Annotated in this window: 18 protein-coding genes; 8 read left to right on the top strand and 10 right to left on the bottom strand. The window is 70.9% G+C overall.

Features of this window, described 5'->3' with window-relative positions:
* Positions 1-103: 103 nt before the first annotated feature.
* A complete protein-coding gene (locus ACIBSW_RS22625; RefSeq protein ID WP_354726625.1) occupies positions 104-1,198 on the top strand; it encodes a glycosyltransferase in 1,095 nt (364 codons plus the stop codon).
* Here the strand turns inward: ACIBSW_RS22625 and ACIBSW_RS22620 are convergent.
* From ACIBSW_RS22620 to ACIBSW_RS22610, 3 genes are read right to left on the bottom strand one after another with little or no spacing between them, the layout of a single operon-like run.
* Complete coding sequence (locus ACIBSW_RS22620) at positions 1,188-1,493, bottom strand: DUF1048 domain-containing protein (RefSeq protein WP_354726627.1); 306 nt, start codon at positions 1,491-1,493, stop codon at positions 1,188-1,190. The two genes, ACIBSW_RS22625 and ACIBSW_RS22620, sit on opposite strands and share 11 nt — an antisense overlap.
* A 1-nt stretch (position 1,494) precedes the next feature.
* A complete protein-coding gene (locus ACIBSW_RS22615; RefSeq protein WP_354726629.1) occupies positions 1,495-1,851 on the bottom strand; it encodes a DUF1048 domain-containing protein in 357 nt (118 codons plus the stop codon).
* Entirely contained in the window at positions 1,848-2,174 is a 327-nt protein-coding gene (locus tag ACIBSW_RS22610) for a PadR family transcriptional regulator (protein ID WP_184994837.1), read from the bottom strand. The genes ACIBSW_RS22615 and ACIBSW_RS22610 overlap by 4 nt, the downstream gene beginning before the upstream one ends.
* A gap of 242 nt (positions 2,175-2,416) precedes the next feature.
* On the opposite strand from ACIBSW_RS22610, the gene ACIBSW_RS22605 reads away from it, so the two are divergent.
* Both ACIBSW_RS22605 and ACIBSW_RS22600 read left to right on the top strand, forming a co-directional pair.
* Positions 2,417-2,794, top strand: a complete 378-nt coding sequence (locus tag ACIBSW_RS22605; protein ID WP_354726631.1) for a BON domain-containing protein — start codon at positions 2,417-2,419, stop codon at positions 2,792-2,794.
* A gap of 35 nt (positions 2,795-2,829) precedes the next feature.
* Positions 2,830-3,195, top strand: a complete 366-nt coding sequence (locus tag ACIBSW_RS22600; protein ID WP_354726633.1) for a TraR/DksA C4-type zinc finger protein — start codon at positions 2,830-2,832, stop codon at positions 3,193-3,195.
* A gap of 29 nt (positions 3,196-3,224) precedes the next feature.
* On the opposite strand, the gene ACIBSW_RS22595 is transcribed toward ACIBSW_RS22600, so the two are convergent.
* Entirely contained in the window at positions 3,225-4,430 is a 1,206-nt protein-coding gene (locus ACIBSW_RS22595; RefSeq protein WP_354726635.1) for a helix-turn-helix domain-containing protein, read from the bottom strand.
* A 209-nt stretch (positions 4,431-4,639) separates the two neighbouring features.
* On the opposite strand from ACIBSW_RS22595, the gene ACIBSW_RS22590 reads away from it, so the two are divergent.
* Both ACIBSW_RS22590 and ACIBSW_RS22585 read left to right on the top strand, forming a co-directional pair.
* Entirely contained in the window at positions 4,640-5,368 is a 729-nt protein-coding gene (locus ACIBSW_RS22590) for a CBS domain-containing protein (protein ID WP_354726637.1), read from the top strand.
* Between the two features lie 57 nt (positions 5,369-5,425).
* The gene (locus ACIBSW_RS22585) at positions 5,426-6,463 is read left to right on the top strand and encodes a universal stress protein (RefSeq protein WP_354726639.1); all 1,038 of its coding nucleotides are present in this window, start codon (positions 5,426-5,428) and stop codon (positions 6,461-6,463) included.
* On the opposite strand, the gene ACIBSW_RS22580 is transcribed toward ACIBSW_RS22585, so the two are convergent.
* From ACIBSW_RS22580 to ACIBSW_RS22570, 3 genes are all read right to left on the bottom strand, one after another.
* On the bottom strand, positions 6,379-6,972 hold the full coding sequence (locus tag ACIBSW_RS22580; protein ID WP_354726641.1) for a hypothetical protein: 594 nt from the start codon (positions 6,970-6,972) through the stop codon (positions 6,379-6,381). The two genes, ACIBSW_RS22585 and ACIBSW_RS22580, sit on opposite strands and share 85 nt — an antisense overlap.
* Positions 6,973-7,134: 162 nt before the next feature.
* Positions 7,135-8,322, bottom strand: coding sequence for a hypothetical protein (locus ACIBSW_RS22575; protein WP_354726643.1), 1,188 nt, complete (start codon positions 8,320-8,322; stop codon positions 7,135-7,137).
* Positions 8,323-8,403: 81 nt separating this feature from the next.
* Positions 8,404-9,870, bottom strand: coding sequence for a family 43 glycosylhydrolase (locus ACIBSW_RS22570; RefSeq protein WP_354726645.1), 1,467 nt, complete (start codon positions 9,868-9,870; stop codon positions 8,404-8,406).
* A 170-nt stretch (positions 9,871-10,040) separates the two neighbouring features.
* Between ACIBSW_RS22570 and ACIBSW_RS22565 the strand changes: the two genes are divergently transcribed.
* From ACIBSW_RS22565 to ACIBSW_RS22555, 3 genes are all read left to right on the top strand, one after another.
* Positions 10,041-11,486, top strand: coding sequence for a family 43 glycosylhydrolase (locus ACIBSW_RS22565; protein WP_354726647.1), 1,446 nt, complete (start codon positions 10,041-10,043; stop codon positions 11,484-11,486).
* A 182-nt stretch (positions 11,487-11,668) separates the two neighbouring features.
* Positions 11,669-12,247 carry a LuxR C-terminal-related transcriptional regulator gene (locus ACIBSW_RS22560; RefSeq protein WP_354726649.1) on the top strand — a complete coding sequence of 193 codons (579 nt, stop codon included), beginning with the start codon at positions 11,669-11,671 and terminating at the stop codon, positions 12,245-12,247.
* Between the two features lie 88 nt (positions 12,248-12,335).
* Positions 12,336-12,878: a GNAT family N-acetyltransferase gene (locus ACIBSW_RS22555; protein WP_354726651.1), complete on the top strand. Its 543-nt coding sequence runs from the start codon at positions 12,336-12,338 to the stop codon at positions 12,876-12,878.
* A 41-nt stretch (positions 12,879-12,919) separates the two neighbouring features.
* Here the strand turns inward: ACIBSW_RS22555 and ACIBSW_RS22550 are convergent, their stop codons facing one another.
* From ACIBSW_RS22550 to ACIBSW_RS22540, 3 genes are read right to left on the bottom strand one after another with little or no spacing between them, the layout of a single operon-like run.
* Positions 12,920-16,210, bottom strand: coding sequence for a discoidin domain-containing protein (locus ACIBSW_RS22550; RefSeq protein WP_354727914.1), 3,291 nt, complete (start codon positions 16,208-16,210; stop codon positions 12,920-12,922).
* Positions 16,207-17,631 (bottom strand): family 43 glycosylhydrolase, encoded by a 1,425-nt coding sequence (locus ACIBSW_RS22545; RefSeq protein WP_354727912.1) that lies wholly within the window; start codon positions 17,629-17,631, stop codon positions 16,207-16,209. The genes ACIBSW_RS22550 and ACIBSW_RS22545 overlap by 4 nt, the downstream gene beginning before the upstream one ends.
* 18 nt (positions 17,632-17,649) lie before the next feature.
* Positions 17,650-20,091: a beta-L-arabinofuranosidase domain-containing protein gene (locus ACIBSW_RS22540; protein WP_354727910.1), complete on the bottom strand. Its 2,442-nt coding sequence runs from the start codon at positions 20,089-20,091 to the stop codon at positions 17,650-17,652.
* Positions 20,092-20,297 lie beyond the last annotated feature (206 nt).

Below are 20,297 nucleotides of genomic sequence, written 5' to 3'. Positions count from 1 at the left end.
GGTGCGGGCACCGGGATGAGATTTTCGCTACAGAAAGTGTGTGGACGGTTACACGGCCCCGTCGCCGAGATCGACCCGGCCGGACCGTGATAGAACGCCGATCATGCGCATCATGTTCGTCGCCGCCCCGCTGCAGGGCCATCTGCTGCCGCTGGTCCCGCTCGCCGCCGCCTGCCGCGACGCCGGACACGACGTGATCCTGGCCGGCGGCGACTTCCCGCCCGACCTGCTCGGCCTGCGCACCGCCGACATCGGCGCCGCCTTCAGCCTGCCGCGGGCCGCGATCCGGGTGGCCCTGCGGCACCCGCGCATCGCCGCCGCCGAGATGCGCGGCGTCGCCGGCCAGGCCATGGTCGGCGAGCTCTTCGGCCGCGCCAACCTGGCCCTGGTCGAACCGCTACTGGCGCTGGCCGGGCGGGAGCGGCCCGACCTGATCGTCTTCGAGCCGCTGTGCGAGGCCGGCGCGATCGTGGCCGGGCGCCTGTCCATCCCGTCGGTCCTGCAGGAGAACACGCTCTGGCCCGCGACCGAGCTCTTCGAGGCGGTCACCACCAGCAGCGTCCTGGCGGGGCAGGACATACCCGCGCCCGCGCTGACCATCGCCGTCACCCCGGCGAGCCTGCGGGAACCCACCGCGGCGGACGCGGTCGCGATGCGACCGGTCCCCTACTCCGGCGGCGGCCCGGTCCCGGACTGGCTGCTCTCCCCCGGCGACCGTCCCCGCGTCCTGGTCAGCCGCAGCACCCTGAAGGGCCCGAACGACGGCGACCCCGGCCCCGCGGTCATCGCCGCCGCCGAGCGGGTCGACGCCGAGTTCGTGCTGGTACGCCCGGCGAAGGCGCGCCGCCTGCCGCCGAACGTGCGCGCGGTCGACCGGGTGCCGCTCGACCGGGCGCTGCCGCACGCCGCGGCGTTCATCCACCACTCCGGCGCCGGCAGCGTGCTCGGTGGCCTGGCCGCGGGCGTGCCGCAGCTGACCACGCCCGGCGCGGGCGACCGCAGGTTCAACGCCGGCCTGCTGGCCCGGCGCGGCGCCGGCCTGGCCGTCGCGGCGAACGCCATCACCGCGGCCGACCTGACCCGCCTGCTGACCGACGACGCGCTGCGCGCCGCGGCCCGCCAGGTCGCGGCCGAGATCGCCGCGATGCCCGGGCCGGCCGCGGTGGTCCCCGCGCTGGAGAAGCTCGTCAGCGGCTGATCGACTCCTGATTGACCTCGGCGTAGGTGCGCGAGTCCTTGATCAGGTCGTCGCAGAATGCGGCGACGTCGCTGCCGATCAGTTCGAGGACCCCCTTGCCCGACTCGGCGCCCTCCTCGAAGAAGTCGACGATCCCGGGCAGCAGGTCCCCGTCGATCAGGTCGACCGGCCCGACCTTGAACAGGTACCGCTGCATCTCCTGGTAGACGATGCGGTAGTCCGGCGGGAGCGCCTTGACCCGGGCCACATGCGCCCGCCACTGCCGCTTGCCCTCGATGATGTCCCGAATCCCCACGTCAGCCTCCCAGCCGGCCAAGTTTGCGTGCGACGTTGCCGTTCAGCTGCGCGCGCCACCGGTCGCGATAGGTGCGGGCGCCCGCGCCGCCGGCCAGCGCGGCGCAGAAGCCGGGGATGTCGTCGCCGAGCACCTCGCCGATGCCCTGCCCGTCCGCCGCCGCCTCCTCGAGCAGCCCGAGTGCGGCGTCGGCGATCGGCATCAGGTTGCGGCCCGTGAAGTCCCCGTACGGGAAGAGGTTGCCCTTGATCTGTTCCCACGCCGCCCGGTATTCGGGCGGGAGTGCCGCCGCCCGGGCCTCGAAGGCCTTCCACTCCCTGGTGAGATCGTTGCCGGTGATGGTGTCCCAGAAGCTCACTTCCCGCCCTCCCTGAGCCGGTCGATGCGTGACGAGACGTATTGCCATTTCGCCCAGAACGTCGCGAGCTCCGCGCGGCCGGCGTCGTTGAGCGCGTAGAACTTGCGCGGCGGGCCGACCTCGGACGGCCGCTTCGTCACCTGGACGAGGGCGTTGCGCTCCAGCCGCAGCAGGATGGTGTAGACCGTGCCCTCGATGACGTCGGCGAAGCCGAGCTCGTTCAGCCGGCGGGTGATGGCGTACCCGTAGGTCTCCTCGCCGCCGATGATCTCGAGCACGCAGCCCTCGAGCGTGCCCTTCAACATCTCCGTCAGATCCTCCATCGCGGCTCCCCTCGCCCTGGTACCTCGTACCACCGAGTACCGCTATACCGTACCACCGAGTACCGGGAGCCGATTCGGGGTGGTTGCCGACGGTCGGCAACGAACGGCGGGATTTGTCGCCGTCGCGGACCGTGGTCGCCCGGCGACAGGCTGGCGATGCTTGAGGCAAGCCAGTTGTTTTCCGGTTATGAAACCGTCGGCCTGGGCATGGTCCGGGCCGCGGCAGTTCGAGGAGGTTCGACATGCAGGGCAAGAACGAGTCGAGCGCCGTGGGTGCCGACGCCCCGGTCCGTCGCGAGGTCGAGGACGTGCTGCGCCGGCGAATGTGGATTCATCCGGAGCAGGTGCGGGTGAGCGTGCGGGACGGCGTCGCCACGCTGACCGGCACGGTGGACCGGCGTTCGACCGCCGGCATCACCGCCCGGCTGGCCACGGACGTGCCGGGCGTCTCCCGGGTCGTCGACCGGATCCGGTTCGGCTTCGACGACACGGACCTGGTGCGCTCCAAGGTCGGCCGGACTCACCCGTTCAGCGCCGATCCGTTTCCCGCCGGCGGTGGACGCCGGCGGACGAGGAGGCGCGGCCGGCGCATCCGGGGCCAGGCCGCCTCGGCAAGCTGAAACGAGTGACGGCGACCCACGCGTTCGGAGGGATCATGACCACAACGCAGGACGAACCAGTCGCGTCTTCCGCGGAGCCGATGGAACTGCTCCGCGGCATTCTCGAGGAGCGGTACGTCGTGGACACCGGCCGGCTGACGCGGATGACGGTGCACGCCGCACTGCCACCGGGCCTCGGCCGTGACATGCGCACCCTGGCCGTGCACAGCGCGTCCGTCCGGCTGCGGATCGCCGAGACCGCCCGGGCGCTGCGGCGCATGTCCGAAGGCACCTACGGCCGGTGCGAGGACTGCGACAAGGCGATACCCCTCGGCAGGCTGCGAGCCACGCCGCAGGCGGCTCAGTGCGCACCCTGCGAGAGCCGCACCGAGTTCGGGGCGGCCGACCGCCGAGCGTCCTGAGGCGTGTCACGGACCCGGAGGGAGCCGGGTCAAGCCGGAACGGGTAGTGGCTCCTGCGGCCAGTTGAGCACCTTCGCGCCGAGCACCGCGGCCTGCAGCGTGAACCGGTGGGTGGGATCGGCCGGGTCGTACCCGGTCAGCTTCCTGACCCGGTCGAGACGGTAGGTGACCGTACGCACCGACACGTGCAGCCGCTTCGCCGACTCGGTCGCGACCGCACCCGTCTCGAAGTAGGCGTGCAACGTGTCGAGCAGCGGCCCCGCTCCCCCACGAGCCTGGCCGAGCGGGCTGAGCACCGCCTGCACCAGGTCGACGATGGCCGGCTGGTCACGCAGCAACACGCGGTAGATGAGCAGGTCCTGCGCGTTGACGACCGGGCTGTCGGCGTGCAGCCGCCCGGCCATGGTGAGCGCCTCCCGGGCCTCCTCGTAGGAGCGGGCGATGCCGTACAGGCCCGGGTAGGGCCGCCCGACGGAGACCCGCCAGGGCCGGCCGCGCGGCAGCCGGCTCAGCTCCTGGTGGATGAGCCGGCCGAGTTCGTCGGCCGCCAGCAGGGCGGGCGCCAGCCGCCCCGCCGACCCGGCATCGGCCGGAGCCAGCACGACGAGCAGGCCGTCCTTGGTCGCGACGAGCACGTCGCGGTCGCCGAGCCGGTCGAAGACGACCGCCTCGAGGGCGCTGATCGCCGCGTCGGCGTCCGGCAGCCGGCGGCTCGGCGCGGCCAGCACGACCTGATGGACCCGGGCCAGGTCGAGCCCGAACGGCTCGGCACGCTCCACCAGCGTGCCGAGATCGGAGTCGCCGCGCAGCAGGTCGTCGATCAGCTCCCGGCGCAGCGTCTCCTCCCGGCGTACCAGGTCACGACGGGCGACCGTGTAACCCTCGGCGAGCGTCGCGACCGCGTCGTCGACGACCTGGAGCACCGCCGCCGCGGCCGCGCGCACCGCCTCCCGGTCACGGGACCGCACCATCATCGGCAGGTCGTTCCAGAGCCGCCGCGCCGCGGACAGGTAGAGCTGGACCACCCGGCCCGCGGACACACCCTGCTCGGCGGCGCGGCGGCCGAGCAGGCCCACCGCGTCGAGCTCCCTGCGCTCGGCCTGGCGCCCGTACGTCGCCGCGTCGGCGAGCAGGTGCAGGTAGTCGCCGAGCAGCTCCACCGGGACCCCGCCCGCGTCGTCGCTCGCGCCTTCGGCGACGCCGACCAGCCAGGCCTCCCCCGGTTCCGGTGTCACGGGCCGGCGCCTGCCGCGCCGCGGTCCGCCATCGCTCACCCGCACCATGCCTCCGACCCGGCGCCCTCACCACTCATTGCCGACAACCGGCAGTTTAGACCCATCATGTCTGGCCTTCGTCGCCATTACCAGGCAAGAAAGGCGCCGCGAGAATGGACAGGAGCCCGCAAGAAACCGTCGTTCCCGCTCTGTTCAGAAGGAGGCACAGCATGCAAGACCGCAAGTTCTCACCGTCACTCATGAGCGTCACGCGGCAATGGCGGGTCCAGGAGGTGATGACCACCGACGTGATCACCGCACCCGACGACGCGTCGGTCGCGGACCTCGTCACCCTGCTCACCGTACGGGGGATCAGCGCCGTCCCGATCGTCGACGAGTTCGGCACCGTGGTCGGCGTCGTGTCCTGGTCCGACCTGCACGAGGCGATCGAGATGCCGGCGCCGGCGGATCCACCGCGTACCCGCTGGTGGCACCGCCGGAGGTCACGGCGCCCGTCCTGGCCGGAGGGCACCGCGGCCGGCGTCATGACCGGGCCGCCGCTGACCATCGGCGCCGGCGCGTCGCTGCCCGCCGCCGCCCGGCTGATGCACCGGCACGCCGTCGGCCGGCTGCTGGTCGTCGACGCCGGCCGGCGGTTGCGGGGCATCGTCAGCAGATCGGACCTCTTCAAGGTCCACGACCGCCTGGACGCCGTCATCCGTGACGAGGTGACGCAACGGGTCTTGCTCGGCGAGCTGGGGATCCGTCCGGGAGCGGTGCGGGTCACCGTGGACGACGGCGTCGTCACCCTCACCGGCGGCACCGCCCGCCGGACGGCGGCCCTCGCCACCGCGCGGACGGCCGCGCTGATCCCCGGCGTCACCGGCGTCGTCGACCTGCTCACGTCCGACGTGGACGACACCGCGGCCCCCGCCGGCGCCGAGCGGGCGGCCGCGTGACCATCGGTCGCCTAGATCCGAGACGCAACCTCAGCACCTGATGAAAGGCGGTGTGACGTGACTGTCACGAGCGTGGTGGTTGGTGTCGACGGCTCACCCGAGGCGGACGACGCGCTGGTCTGGGCGCTGGAGGAGGCCCGGCTGCGCGGTGTGCCGGTCCACGCCGTCAACGTCCGGAATCCCGGCGGCGGTCACACACAGGGCGAGCGGCTCGCCGCGCCGCGGGCCGTGGCCGAGCACCGGGCGCGCATCGGTGACGAGTTCGCCGCCCACGTACGGAACGTGGTCGAGCTCAATGCGGCGACCGAGGTCCCGGTGACGACCGAGGTCCGGTACGGCCGCCCCACCGAGGAGCTGATCCACGAGGCCTGCGCCGACGCGCTGCTCGTCGTCGGGTCGCGGGGCCGCGGCAGGCTCGCCGGTTCCCTGCTCGGGTCGGTGAGCCAGAGCACGATCCGATACTCCCGGGGCCCGGTGGTCGTCGTGCGCGGGCGCCGCACACGTCCCGCCGCGGCGCGCGTGGTGGTCGGCGTCGACGGCTCCCCCGGGTCGGTGGGCGCGCTGCGCTTCGCGCACGACGCGGCCGTCGATCGTGGCGCGACGCTGCGGGTGCTGCACGCCTGGACCCTGCCGTACATGGGGTTCGCGGGCGCCGCGGCGCTGCCGCAGGAGGCGATCGACGACCTGTCGGCGCAGGCGGCGGCAACCTTGCGCGACACGGTCCGGCGCGCCGGGGTCGACGAGACGCGGGCTCCGGTGGAGACCCGCCTCGTGCAGGGCCCGCCGGCTCCGGCCCTGCTCGAGGCCGCCGAGAACGCCGACCTGCTGGTCGTCGGCTCGCGCGGACACGGCGGATGGAAGGGCCTGCTGCCGGGTTCGGTGTCCGCCCGCAGCGCCGTCCGGGCGACCTCTCCGGTCGCCGTCGTCCGCGCCGACGGCGAGCGGCGGGGTGTCCCCTCGCGGACCTGGGGAGCAGGCGAGGGGACTGTCGCGGCACGGCACGGCGGCGGTCAGAGCCGCGAGGCCACCTTCTTGGCGAGCTCGACGACGATGGCGACGTCGCCGGCCCGGTCGGCCGGGGCCTTGTCGTCGTAGACCCTCGACACGTTGACCAGCTTGTTGTCGATGACGAACCGCACCTGGGTCGTGGGAACGCCGACCGTGCCGAGGTCGTCGGCCTCCACGGAGACCGCGGCCTCACCCACCCCGCTCACCGGCTTGGAGCCCGAGCTGCCGATGTCGTCCCCGCTCTGCTTGGTCTCGTACTGCTGCACGATCACGTACACCTTGAACGGCACCGCGTCGTCCTTGGCCCCGAAGATGCAGCTCGAGTTCGTCATGCGGACCGGGTCGTCGATCGTGGTCGAGTTGCCGGCCGGCTTGTCGGCGGCCCCGCCGAAGGTCTCCTTCAGCTCGGCGTCCTTCAGGAGCTTGCAGGCGTCGACGTCGTCCAGCTTCATCGCGGGAGCGTCCTTCGCGGCGGCGTCCTTCGCGGCTCCGGCGGTGGCGGGCTCTCTCACCGGGTCATCCAGCAGGGCGCAGCCCGGCAGGGCCAGGGTCGCCGACAGCAGGGCGCCACAAGCGCCGGCCTTGTGGAATTTCACAGTCCGTCTCCGTCCGGTTCATGGTCACTGGTGGACCAGCGCCGGCAGGCAAGCTAACAATCGGCGATCCACCACCGGGATATGGCGAACGACCTATTCACCTGCAGTGATCCGGCGGTCGCTGAAGTGCGGGCGCCCCGGAACGGGGCGCCCGCACGCTGATCAGTTCCAGGCGCAGTGGATGTGTGTCGCGTGATCCGCGTCGTCGCCCGGACCTCTGATATCGGTCGCGCCGTACGCGGCGCAGGCGTTCCGGAAGGTCTGGTTCAGCGTGTTCGACGTGTTGACCGGGTTGTTGTTGATCCGGTCGATGTCGAAGGCCCTGCCGGAGTAGTGCGGAGACGTCCTGCTGTGATCACTGCCAGCGATCGCGGTGATCCGGAAACTGAGCCCGTTGACCAGGTGGATGCGCAGGATGGCGTCCAGCATCGCGCGTCGCAGGGTCACGTCCGTCGCGCCGACGTCGCTGAAGGTGCTGGTCCGGGCCGGCAGGCCGCTCGCGACGTCGACGATGTTCTGCCGGGCTGTGGACGCCGGATCGGGCTGGCCGCCCACGTGGAAGGTCAGCAGGCCGATCCCGGGGATGTCCCGGATGTAGGCCGCCGGGTTGTACGCCGGCAGGCCGGTGGCGAACTCCCCCGACCCCACCGACACCTGCAGCGTGGGTGTGCCGAGACCATTGCACGCGGACAGGTAGCGTTGCGGCGCGGCGAGGGCGAAGCAGCCGCCCCACGGCGCACCGTTCAGCGTCTGCAGCACCAGGTCGAACCCGATCTCCAGTACCCGTCCGCCGTCGAAGAGCCGGCCATCGATCAGCACTGCGCCCTGGCTGCCGCCGTAGTAGGAGTTGTAGAACTGGAACACCGGCGCCGCGGCGATGACCTGGTTGCTGGTACCGACCCCGCCGGTCCGGTCGATCAGATACGCCTGACCGGCACCCGCCAGGTAGAAGTTGCACAGGATCTCGGCCAGGTAGTCGACCCGGGAGAACGCGGTGCCGTTCGGGGTGACCAGCCGGCTGATGTAGGGCACGCAGACCGGGCCGGTCCCCGGCGGGTCGTCCGGCCCGGCGTTGACCATGCGCGGGGCCGGGCCGGTGCGCGGCTTGCCGAGCGTGATCCCCTGACCGGCCGGGGTGCCGGCCAGCGAGCGACCCTTCTCCGTGCGCATGCCCTTCGCCGGGATCGTGGTGGACACGCCGGGCGTGGCCGCCGCGGAGCGCCCGGGCAGCGCGGGCGCGCCCTGGTCGCCGGCCGGGCCGGCCTGCGCCGCGCCGCCGGTGAGCGCCAGGGCGAGCGTCGTCGTCAGCGCCAGTACGCCGCCGGTCCGCAACCGTCTCAGTGATCGCATGTCGTCCCCTTCGCAGGTTGGCTGTTCCCGCAAAGGTGTCGGCGCCCACTGGACCGGAACTGGACGGCGGCTGTACGGACCTCAGGACGTGCGGCGGAACGTGGCGTCGGCGCGGCCGGCGGCGGTGGTGATCGGGTCGATCCTCAGTTGATAGTTGCTGTGCCGGACGTAGCGGTCGGGGAAGTTGTACGACTGGAACGACGACCAGGCCGCGTCCGCCAGCCCGGCGACCTGGCGGAAGGTGGCGTCCTGGCGGAAGGTCGCGGACCCGTTGTTCGGCTCGAGCCGCAGCACGTAGTTGTTGTGCCGCAGGTAGTAGCCGGGGAGGTTCACCGACTCGAACGAGACGGCGGCGCCGTCGGCCAGCCCGGCGACCACGCGGAACTGGGCGTCCAGCGCCGGGCTCACGTTCGCGTCGATGCGGGCGTTGAACGACTGGTGGCGTACGTAGCGGTCCGGGAAGTTGTAGGACTGTATCCGCTGGACGGTGACCGCGCCCGGGTTGCCGAGCTCGCCGGACGGGCCGGCCAGCACCGTCGCGGTGGACACCGGGATGCCGAGGTTGGGCGTGCCGTCCGGGTTCCAGGAGATCCGCTGGGCGCGGCTGGTGCGGGTGGTGCCGCAGCCCTGCGAGGCCGAGTCGTTGGCGTGGTAGACGATCCAGTCCTCGGTGCCGTCGGGCGACTTGAAGAACGCGTGGTGCGCGGGGCCGAACACGCCGTTCGCGTCGTTGCGCTGGAACAGCGGGTTCGCGAGCTTGGTCCACGAGCCGCGGGCCAGCGGGTCGGCGCCGGTGAGCTCGAGCGCTCCGATCTTGTAGTCGGGCGTGCCGCAGTAGCTGGCCGAGTAGGTCAGGAACGTGCGGCCGTTGCGCTGCAGCACGTACGGGCCCTCGTTGACCGGGTTGCCCTGCCGCTCCCAGGAGTAGGTCGGCTCGGAGATCAGGGTGCCGAGCGCCGCGGGTGTCCACGGGTTGGTCAGGCGGGAGACGAAGAGGCTCTGCAGGCCGCCGTTCTCGAAGCTGCCGTTGTTGTTGAAGGCCGAGAAGACGAAGTAGTCGGCCCCGCCCACGGTCATCACGCTGCCGTCGATCGACCAGCCGTTGTTCGGCATCAGAACGAGCGGCCCCTTGTAGGTGTACGGGCCCATGGGGTCGGTGCCAGCGCTCTCCAGCACGTGCTGGCGTTGCCCGCCGCAGCAGGCGGCCGGGCCGGCCGAGTAGTACAGGTACCAGCGCCGGCCGTTCGGCCCGTTGAGCAGGTGCAGGCTCGGCGCCCACATGTTCGACACCGCGTTCGGCTGCGACATCGTGAACACGGTCGTCTCCGCCGCGGTGCGCAGGCCGGCGATGGTGGACGCCCTCCGGAGGTAGATCCGGCCGGTCCAGGTCGTCGCCGCGTAGTAGTAGCTGCCGTTGTGGTAGCCCAGCCACGGGTCGGCGCTGTTGGGCGTGCCGACGATCGGGTTCTGGAAGGACGCTCCGGGCGCGGCGCCGACCGGAGCGGGGGCCACGATGAGTGCTGCCGCGGTCAGCAACGCAATGACCATGCCTCGTAGACGCATGCGGCTCCCCACGGAGTTGTGAACGGTCACATCGATGTCGGGGATGTTACGAGACATCGACACACCTCACAAGACTCCCTTGACGGGGCCCCGCTCCGACATGCATGTTAACGGTCACACCGCACCCCTCCCCGCGTACCCGAAGGAAGGCGCCGATGGATCTCCCCGCTCGCATCCGTCGCAAGGTCATGGTCGTGCCGGTCCTGGTGGTGATGCTGCTGGCCGGCTTCGCCGGGCCGGCGTCCGCCCAGTTCATCACCGTTCGCAATCCGGTCGTCTCGCAGCGCGCCGACACCGCGATCTACAAGCACACCGACGGCTACTACTACATGACCGCCTCGGTGCCCGACTACAAGCGCGTCGAGCTGCGCCGCGCGACCACCCTGCAGGGGCTGGGAACCGCCGCGACGGCCAACGCGTTCGTCGCGCCGTCCAGCGGAGCGCTCAGCGGCTGGATCTGGGCGCCGGACATCCAGTACATCGACGGCGCCTGGTACATGTACTTCTCGGCGTCGCCGGGCACCGCGCGCTTCGATCAGCGGCTGTACTGGATCCGCAACACCTGCGCGAACCCGATGACCTGCGCGTGGAGCGCGCCGACGCGGTTCAACACCGGCTGGGAGTCGTTCCAGCTCGACGCGGCGTCGTTCGTCAACCGCGGCGTCCGCTACTTCGTCTGGGCACAGGACAGCCCGTCGACGAGCTTCAACAGCCACATGTACATCGCTCGCATGAGCGGCCCGACCGCCATCACCGGATCCGCGGTGGAGATCGCCCGGCCGACCGTCGCCTGGGAGAAGGAGGGCGTCGCCGGCGTCGTGGAGGGCCCGTCACCGCTGGTGAAGAACGGCCGGGTCTACATCGCCTACTCGGCCTCCGCGACGGACTCCCGCTACAAGCTGGGCCTGCTGTCGTCCTGGGACAACGTCGACCTGCTCAACTCCGCGTCCTGGTACAAGCACCCCAACCCGGTGTTCCAGACCGCCAACGGCGTGTACGGCCCCGGCCACGGCAGCTTCACCGTCGCCGAGGACAACACCACCGACATGCTCGTCTACCACGCCCGCGACTACGCCACCCCCACGCCGGACGCGCTGACCGACCCCAACCGGCACACCCGCATGCAGCAGCTGCTGTGGCGCGAGAACGGCGACCCGTTCTTCGGCCAGCCGATCCCCAGCACCGTCACCAACCCCGGCATCCGCGGCCAGCACAGCAACCGGTGCGTCGACAACTACAACCGCGATACCACGCCCGGCGCCCTGGTCCGGCTCTACGACTGCAACGGCGGCACCGCGCAGCAGTGGGAGCTCACCTACCGCGCGGGCACCTACTACGAGATCCGCAACCGCAACACCGGCACCTGCCTGGAGGACCTGAACGCCAGCACCGCCTCCAACGCCGACGTCGGCCTCAACGCCTGCAACGGATCCACCGCACAGCAGTGGACCGTCCAGGACCGCGGCAGCGGCTGGTTCTCCCTGCGCAACATCGCCGGCAACATGTGCCTGGACAACTACGAATGGAACGCCGCCAACGGCGCGCGCCTGTCCCTGTACGCCTGCAACGGCGTGGCCGCCCAGCTGTGGCGACTCGGCTGACGGGCACCACCTCCGCGGGGGCGGCGGCACTGCCGCCGCCCCCTGCGCTAGGCCGGGGCGTCGGAGTCCTCGGGGGTCCGCGTCCGGTTCGTTCCGAGCAGAAGCCGGAGCAGGCGCCAGGCGCGCCGGCGGGCGTGCTCAAGTGCGCCAGGCTGCCTCGCTGGGGCCAACTGGAGCTGATCGTGGAGGTCCTGGACGGCGACGCCGGCGAGTTCAAGAAGTTGTGGCTGGCCGCCCGCCGCGCCGGCGACGGGCCGGCGAACGCGCCGCCGGCCGTCGTGGAGCCGCGGCACGCCGCCGACGGCTCGCTGGACGGGCATCAGGGCATCGTCGGCGCCGTGGCGTTCTCGCCGGACGGGCTCCTGCTGGCCAGCGCCGGCCACGACGCCACCGTCCGTCTCTGGAACGCGTACACGGGCGGGCCGGTGGGCGAGCCGCTGCGGGGCCACACCGGCGACGTGGCGGCGGTGGCCTTCTCCCCCGACGGGCGCCGGCTCGCGACGGCGAGCCACGACGGCACCGTCCGGCTGTGGACCATGAACATCGCGGATGATCCGGCGGCGGAGTTGACACTTTGCGAGCGGCAGATCGCCGCGCTGATGGCCGAGGGCCTGTCCAACCGCGCCATCGCCGAACGGATCCGGATCAGCGACAGGACGCTCGAGACCCGCATCGCCACCATCTTCGTCAAGTTCGGCCTACCCCCGGATGCCGAACATCATCGCCGGGTTCTTGCCGTCCGGCGGTTTCTCCGGTCCTGACCGGGGCCCACGCGGCAGCGCCGCCGGACCCTGCGGCCGTCCCGCACGGGGCGACCAGGCGCTGTGCGCGCCGGTACCGTGAACGGCCGTGACACCACCACCGACACACCCGGTTGCCGTCGACTACCTCAAGCCGAGCCGATCCTCGGCCGCGGGCCGCGTCCCGGAGCTCGTCGAGCTGTACTCCCTCGTCTACTCCGAACCGCCGTACAACGAGGGGCCGGAGCAGTTCGCGTGGTTCCGCGGCCACATGCGGGGAGAGCTCGACCGCCCCGGATTCTCGCTGGTCCTGGCGAACGATGACGAGCGTCTTGTCGGCGCGGCCTACGGCTGGACGATGGCAGCCGGTTCCTGGTGGTCCACGGCGGATCGGATTCCCGGCCCGGAGATACATGACGCCGACAAGTTCGCTGTCAAAGAGTGGATCGTGCACCCGCGGAGTCGCAACGCCGGCATTGGTCGAGAACTGCTTCGGCGACTCCTCGACGGCAGAGACGAGCGGTACGCGACGCTCTCGTCTGACCCACGGTCCGAGGCGCGCGCAATGTACGCACGGATGGGATGGCGGCAAGCGGCCAAGTCGACACTTCCCTGGGGGGTCGACATGGATGTCCTGATATTGGAGCTCTAATGGGTGCGGGGCCCGCCGGGATCGGCGGGCCCCGCACCGGGTCAGGTGAAGGCCTTGAATTCCAGGAGGCCGACCGAGGCGGTGCCGCTGTTCAGGACGGCCCGTAGCCGGGTGGTGCTCACCTGGCCGAAGGTGACCTGGTTGTACTGGTTGATCGCCGCCGGATAGCCCGAGGCCGACGGCACGTTCACGTACGCCGTGCCGTTCCAGTACTGCAGGGTCCAGGAGGCGGGCAGGCGCACGCCGCCGTTGTCGTCGAAGAAGTAGAGCTGGGCCGAGGTCAGGGTCTGCGCCGCCGGCCAGGTCAGCTCCGCCCACTGCTGGCCCTGCTCGGGCCAGGTGCCCCAGCGCGGGTTCGCCGTGTCGTTGGAGACCGCCGGTTCGGCGCCGTCGTTGATCGCCGCGACGCTCTCCCAGGGCGAGGTGTACGACGCGGTCGGCGTGGCCGCCGGCGCCAGGTTCTGGCCCGGCTGGGGGCCGGGGCCCGGGTCCGTGGTGCCGCGGCGGTAGAGCTTCAGTTCGGTCAGGCCGGTCTTGGCCGAGCCGGTCGGCTGGGTGAACTGGATGCGCAGCCGGGTGGTGCTGACCGCGCCGAACGTCACCTTGTTGTAGTTGGACTGCGGTGTTCCGGGCGACTTGACCTGGCTCGCGGCGTTCGCCCAGGCGCTGCCGTTCCAGTACTGGACCGTGTACGCCGACGGCGGCCGGTAGCGGTTGCCCGCCCGGTCGTTGCGGAAGTGGATGCGTGCCTCGTCGACCGTCTGGGCGGTGCCGAGGTTGACCTCGTACCAGTCTGTGGCGTTCGGGGTGCCGTAGCTGCCCCAGATCGGTGCGTTGGTCGGCAGGCCGTCGACCGCCGCGGCCGTGGTGGTGCCCGAGGTCGTGTACGACGCCGAGGTGGCCTTGCCCTGCGCCAGGTTCGGGGTGGTCGAGGTCAGGTCAACGCCCGCCTTGGCGAAGATGTCGACCATCCGGTCGCTGGACTGGTTGACGTTCTGCGGTGCCTGCAGACCGGAGAAGGCGGCGCTGTAGGTGACCGTTCCGGTGCCGCCCGGGAAGGTGACCGCCCCGGTCGCCGGGTTGTAGACGAAGGGGGTGAGGCGGTCGACGGTCGCCACCCGGGTTCCGTTCAGGTAGATGGAGTAGCCCTGCGGCACCCCGGTGTAGCGGGTCACGCCGTCGGCGGGGTCGTCCCAGACGACGGAGAGGTTGGCGTTGCGGTAGCGCAGGTTGTTGACCGCGAAGTGGGTCCAGCCGATGTTGATCGGGGACAGCTCGATCTGGGTGTCGGTGCGCGGCCGCAGGCCGGCCACGTCCTCGATGACGGTCCAGTTGCTGCTGCCGAGGATGTTGTGGTGGATCCACGAGCGGTAGGTGATGGCGCTGCCGTTCCAGTCGGCCCAGAACTCGTTGGCGTCGGGCCAGCGGGTGTCGCCGCCGACGTACTGCGCCCAGGCGTTCCAGTAGAGCAGCTTCTTGTAGTCCTCGGCGAGCATCCACTGGTTCGGGTAGTTGCGCAGCACCGACGAGTACAGCCGGAACTGCACCGTCGAGTTGATGGTGGAGAAGTTGTTGCTGCCCGGGTTGCCGGCCGCCGCGGCGGCGGCCTTGTCGCGCTGGTTCGCCGTGTAGAACGGGAAGATCGGGTAGTCGGCGGGGTCGGCGAACAGCCGCAGGGCCTCGCGGTACTCGGCGGTGTTCGGCATCAGACCGACGGAGTACGGGTAGTAGTTGTTGATCTCCTTCCAGGGCACGTGGGTGTTGGTGGACACGTGCTTGTGCTCGAGCAGCCGGCGGCTCGGGTTCCACAGGGTGCCGACGACGCCGTTGCGGATCCGGTCCGCGAGGGTCTGCATCTCGGTGGCCTTGGTGGTGTTGCCGAGCAGGGCGTACGCGTCGCGGGCCGCGTTGGCGCCGGACCACACGTACGCGGTCTCGGCCCGGTCGAGGTTGCCGGCGCGCCAGTGGAACGAGACCGCGTCGGCGTCGTTGCCGGTCATGGCGCCCCAGTCGTACTCGATGACGCCGTTGTTGTTGGTGTCGTACGTGGCGAGCTGGCCCTTCGCGTCGCCCTCGGCGTACCGGGCGAAGTTCTGCAGCATGGCCGGCTGGCCGCCGTGTATCTGGTATGCGCGCCAGGCCGCCTCGGCGATGTACTGGGTGTACGAGTTGGACCAGTTCTCCGGGTCGCCGGGGTTGTCCATGAACCGGCCGCCGGCCGAGGACTGGCCGACCGCCAGGTACGGGCCGTAGGAGTACTCCGGGCTGCGCAGGTACTTCAGGTCGTCGATGTGCATCGGCTGGGTCAGCGCGATCGCGTTGTTGTAGCCGGTGGCGCCCTCGACGGACTGCGGGAACTGGAAGTCCTGCCCGGGGATGTCGACGTCCAGGTAGTTGAAGCGCATCAGCCACCAGCGGTAGTAGACGTTCTTCTTGATCGCGGCGTCGGGCACGTCGATGTAGGGCACGTTCTGGGCCCACCACCGGTTGTAGTCGCGCACGTGGGTGGCGAACGCGGTGGCCGGGGCGTACCCGCGGTAGGCGTTGTACTCGGTCAGCGACTGCGGCACCTCGTTGGCCACGAGGCCGAGCTGGACCTTGGTCGTCACGGTCTGGCCGGCGGCGACGGTGACCGACCGGGTCAGGGCTCCGCTCGCGGCGGCGAAGCCGTCACCGGAGAACCGCGGGAAGAGCGTCGTCAGGTTGTTCTTCACCGCCCGGGTGCCGGTCAGCTCGGTGCCGCTGCCGGTCGCCGCGTACGGGGAGACGGCGCTCAGCTGCACGGTGGCCGAGGCGGTGCCGGTGTTGACGACGGCGAGGTTGGTCACCAGCACGTTGTTGTGCGTGATGAACTTGGTGACCTCCAGGCGTACCGAGCCGCTGGTGTGCACGCTGCGCCAGTGGCTGGGCGTCTGTCTGCGCTGCGCGGTCTGCTCGGTGAACGTGCCGGGCGAGGCCGTCACCGCGTACGCGTTCTGGCTGCTGATGTTGTCCCAGTAGGCCGCGTTCCCGCCAAAGCCGATGACGGCCGGGTTGTGGGTGTACATGAACGCGCCGCGGCCGCGGGTCATCAGCAGCGAGCCGGCCGGGTCGCTGCCGGTGCGGGCCAGCAGCCGGTCCATCCAGAAGTCGGTGCCGGAGCTCTCCGCGTCGTAGATGGCCTGCATGGTGTCGCCGGTGCTGTAGCCGACCGGCGGCGCCGGGATGCTGCCGCCGGTGAAGGTGGGATAGCCGATGGTCTGCGCGGCGTGCGCCGCGGTCGCCAGCGGCACGTTCAGGCAGGCGGTGACGAGCAGGGCGGTCACGCCGTACGCGAGGGGCCGGCGGTTCATGACTGGAACGCCTTCCATTCGAGAAGACCGGTCGACAGGCCGCTCTTCGAGGTGATGGACAACCGCAGCCGGGTGGTGCTGATCGTCCCGAACGTGGTCACGTTCTCGGTGTTGCCGGCGACCCCACACCCCGACTGATCGGGTACGGGCGCATAGGCGCTGCCGTTCCAGTACTGCACCTGGCAGGAGGCGGGCAGGTCGATGCCCTGGTTGTCGTCGAACCAGTAGGCGGCCGCCTTGTTGATCGACCGGGCCGACGGCCAGGTGTACTCGACCCACTGGGTGCCCTGCTGCGGCCAGTTGCCGTACGCGAGGTTGGATCGGTCCGCCGAGTTCGCCGGCGTACCGCCGTTGTTGATCGCCGCGAGGTTCTCCCATGGCGAGACGTACGAGGTGGAGGCGGTCGCGGACGGCGCGATGTTGGTGCCCGAGCCGCTGGGTGTGCCCGGGTTGGCCGGCGGCCCGGTGGTGGTCTGCGTGACCCGCTGGATGGTGCCGTCGGCGTTGAAGTACATCCGGTCGACGGCGACCGAGCGCCGGAAGTTTCCGCCGCCGGGCGCGTTCGCGGTGTGGTAGACCAGGTACCACTGGCCGTTGAACTCGACGGCGCCGGCGTGGTTGGTGGTCGACGAGACCTGCCCCAGCACGATGCCGCGGTGGGTCCAGGGTCCGAGCGGGCTGGTCGCGGTCGCGTAGCGCTGGCAGGCGTACGCGGAGTCGGTGACGCAGCCGTTGGTGTCGTTCGCGGCGTACATCATGTAGTACAGGCCGTTGCGCTTGAACATCCAGGGCGCCTCCCAGTAGTTCGTGAGGCCCTGCGGGGTGATGACCGAGCCGACCGTGTCGATCATGTTGGCGGCCAGCCGGACCGCGCGGGGCGCCCAGTAGCCGCCCCAGTACATGTACGCCTGGCCGTCGTCGTCGACGAACACGGTCGGGTCGATGTTCAGACCCGACGAGTTCGCGGTGCTGTCGCTGATCAGCGGGCCGCCCTTGGCGTCGGTGAACGGCCCGAGCGGGCTGTCGCCGACCGCGACGCCGATGTTCATCCAGCCGGGGCCGTTGCCGTTGATCGAGGTGTACCAGTAGTAGCGCCCGTTGCGCGGCTCGACCTCGCCGGCCCAGGCGTCGGCGCCGGCCCAGCCGAACGTGGCGATGTTCGCGCGGACGCCGTGCTGGGTCCAGTTCGCCGCGTCGGTCGACGACAGCGTGTGCCACTCGCGCATCACGAAGTTGCTCGTGCCGGTCGGCGCCTCGTCGCGGCCCGCGTAGATGTACATGGTGTTGCCGACGACCAGGGGCGCCGGATCGGCGGTGTAGATGTTCGTGACGATCGGGTTCGCGGCCTGTGCCGGCACGGCGACCGCGGCGATCGCGGTGACCACTGCGCAGACGGCGGCGAGCCGCTTTCTACCTGACATGCTGTCTCCCTTGCTGGCTTACTGGAGTTGGGCGAGCTCGGCGGCCGACAACGCCCGGCTGTAGACGCGGAAGTCGTCCACCGCGGCGGCCAGGTACGGGTCGCCGGCGTACTGGGAACGGCCGATCCAGTTCTGGGTGGTGGTGCCGAGCGCGGACGGGCGGACGGTCAGCGCGCCGTTGCGGGCGACCTCGGCGCCGTTGACGTACAGGACGCCGAGGTTGCCGGTGTGGGTGACCGCGACGTGGGTCCAGGTGCCGGCCGGCAGGGCCGCCGGCGCGTCGATGCGCTGCTCGGCACCGGAGCCGCCGGCGGTGATGGCGTACCGCGCGGTCCCGGCGCTGCTGCGCGGGGTGAGGAACAGGTACGCCCCGGTGCCGGCGCCGAAGTCGAAGACCCGCGCCCAGGTCGCGACGGTGTCGAGCCGCACCCACGCGGCGACGGTGAACGCGGCGGCGCCCGCGAGGATGCCGGTCGGCAGGCCGACGTGCGCGGTGGTGCCGTTCAGCAGCACGGCGTTGCCGGTGCGGCCCGTCGTGCGGCCCGCGCCGCCGGACAGGGTCGCCGTCCGGCCGTTGCCGGTCGCGTCGGCGGCGGTGTTGCCGGAGGCCTCGTCGAACGGGTAGTGCGCGACGAACGCGGGCAGCGGCGGCGGTGTCGAGGCGACGTTCCAGTAGACGGTGTATCGCTGGCCGTGCGTCAGGTAGAACGGCCGCAGCAGCACCGAGCCGGCCGTGTACTCCAGCGGGTTCGCCGTCGGCCGCAGCGCGGCGGGGTCCAGGGCGGGCAGCGCGGCCAGGTCGGTGCTGCCGTACTGGCCGGCGAGCACGATCGGGCCGTGCCGGACGCTGCGCACCGCCGGGTTGTCCGGCGTGGGCTCGACGGCCAGGGCCATCGGCAGGCTGATGTCGACGGTGTCGCCGGTGCTCCAGGTCCGGCTGACCGCCAGGTACGTGCCGGGCACCGCGGTGCCCTGCGCGGCGCCGTTGACCCGGACCTCGGCGCCTGCGGCCCAGGACGGTATCCGCACGCGCAGGTCGATCGCGCCGGAGCCGGTCACGGTCAGGCGGCTGGACGGCGTCTGCGGGTACCCGGTGTCCTGCCGGACGGTGATGCCGCGGCCCGGCCAGGTCAGGGTCGAGGCGATGAACAGGTTGACGTACAGCGTGTTGCCGTTGTGGAAGTAGACGCTGTCGCCGAACCTGGTGTTGGTCTCCATGCCGGTGCCGTGGCAGCAGGTGAAGTTGTTGTAGTCGTTGCTGTAGGTCTTGATCCCGCCGGGCCGCAGCGGCACGTAGTAGCAGTGGTGCCCGTGCGTGGAAGCCGGGTTCTGCGCGCCGAGCAGGTGGTTGTAGAGCGCCTTCTCGTAGAAGTCCATCAGCTCGGCGGCCCGGCCGGGGTCGGTGAAGAACAGCTGCCGGGTCAGCTTGAGCATGTTGTAGGTGTTGCAGCACTCGCAGGTCGAGTCGGACAGCTCCGCGGCGATCCGGTCCGGCGCCTTGAAGTACTCGCCGTTGGAGTTGCCGCCGATCGCGTACGAGTGCCGCCGGGTCACGAAGTTCCAGAAGTTGACGGCGATGTCGCGGTACCGGGTGGTGCCGGTGGCGTGGTAGGCCCGGATGGCGGCGAGCGCCTTGGGTATCTGGGTGTTGGCGTGGAAGCCCGCCAGCGCGTCGACGCCGGCGGCGAGCGGATCCAGCACCTGGGCGTGGTCGAAGTACTGCGCGGTCGTCAGGTGCACGGGGTTCTCGCTGAGCTGATAGAGGTTGACCAGCGTCTCGCCGATGCCGCCGAACTCGGTGCGCAGCAGCTGCTGGCGCTGGTCGTAGGTGAGGCGGCCGTTGCGCGACTGCAACCAGGCGGCCTTGCGGGTGAGGATGGTCAGGGCCTGGGCGTTGCCGGCCAGCTGGTGCATGTCGAGCAGGCCCGCCACGATCTTGTGCAGCGTGTAGTACGGCGCCCAGACCTGCTGCCCGCTCTCGAGGCGGTCGAAGAAGCTCTCCGGGTACGCGGAGAGGTAGCCGTTGGCCCGCTGGCAGAGCCCGAGCTGGGCCACGAGGTAGTCGCCCTTGGACTTGTACGCGGCGTCGCCGGTGCTCGCGTACGCCTGTGCCAGCGCGGTGAGCACGTGGCCGATGGAGTGTCCACGCAGCTCGGTGCTCGGCGACTCCCAGCCGCCGCAGGGTGTCGCGGTGGACGGCAGGCCCGCGGTGACCCGGAACATGTGCAGCAGCCGGTCGGGGTCGAGGAAGGACAGGTACGCCTGGGTCCGGGCGGCGTTGCTCTGGAACGGACCGCTGCCCAGCCGGACCGCGGTGAGCGGGAACGCGTACGCGGAGACGCCGGTGTCCGGGCGGGCCTGCGCGGGTGCCGGTGCCACGGCGGTGCCGGCGGCGATCGCGCCGGCGGTGAGCGCGCCGCTCTTGAGGACGGTCCGGCGCGACAGGGGCGGGAGATTCATGCTGGCGCCTCCAAATACATGGACAAGGGTCGATATGTGAACCCGAGGTCCGCCCCCGCCGTCGACGTGATGGGGGATCAGATGAAGGCCAGCGTTCCTGACGAAAACGTTTTCGGCAAGATGTTCTACGGGTTAAGGAATTGAGACATCTGAAGCAGGGTGTGCTGCTTGCATGCGCAACAGGCGCGGGAGCCGGTACCGAAAAT

Source organism: Actinoplanes sp. NPDC049668 (assembly GCF_044465445.1).
Taxonomy (GTDB): domain Bacteria; phylum Actinomycetota; class Actinomycetes; order Mycobacteriales; family Micromonosporaceae; genus Actinoplanes.
Note: the sequence above shows the minus strand (reverse complement) of the source record. Positions and strands in the feature narration are given on the sequence as shown.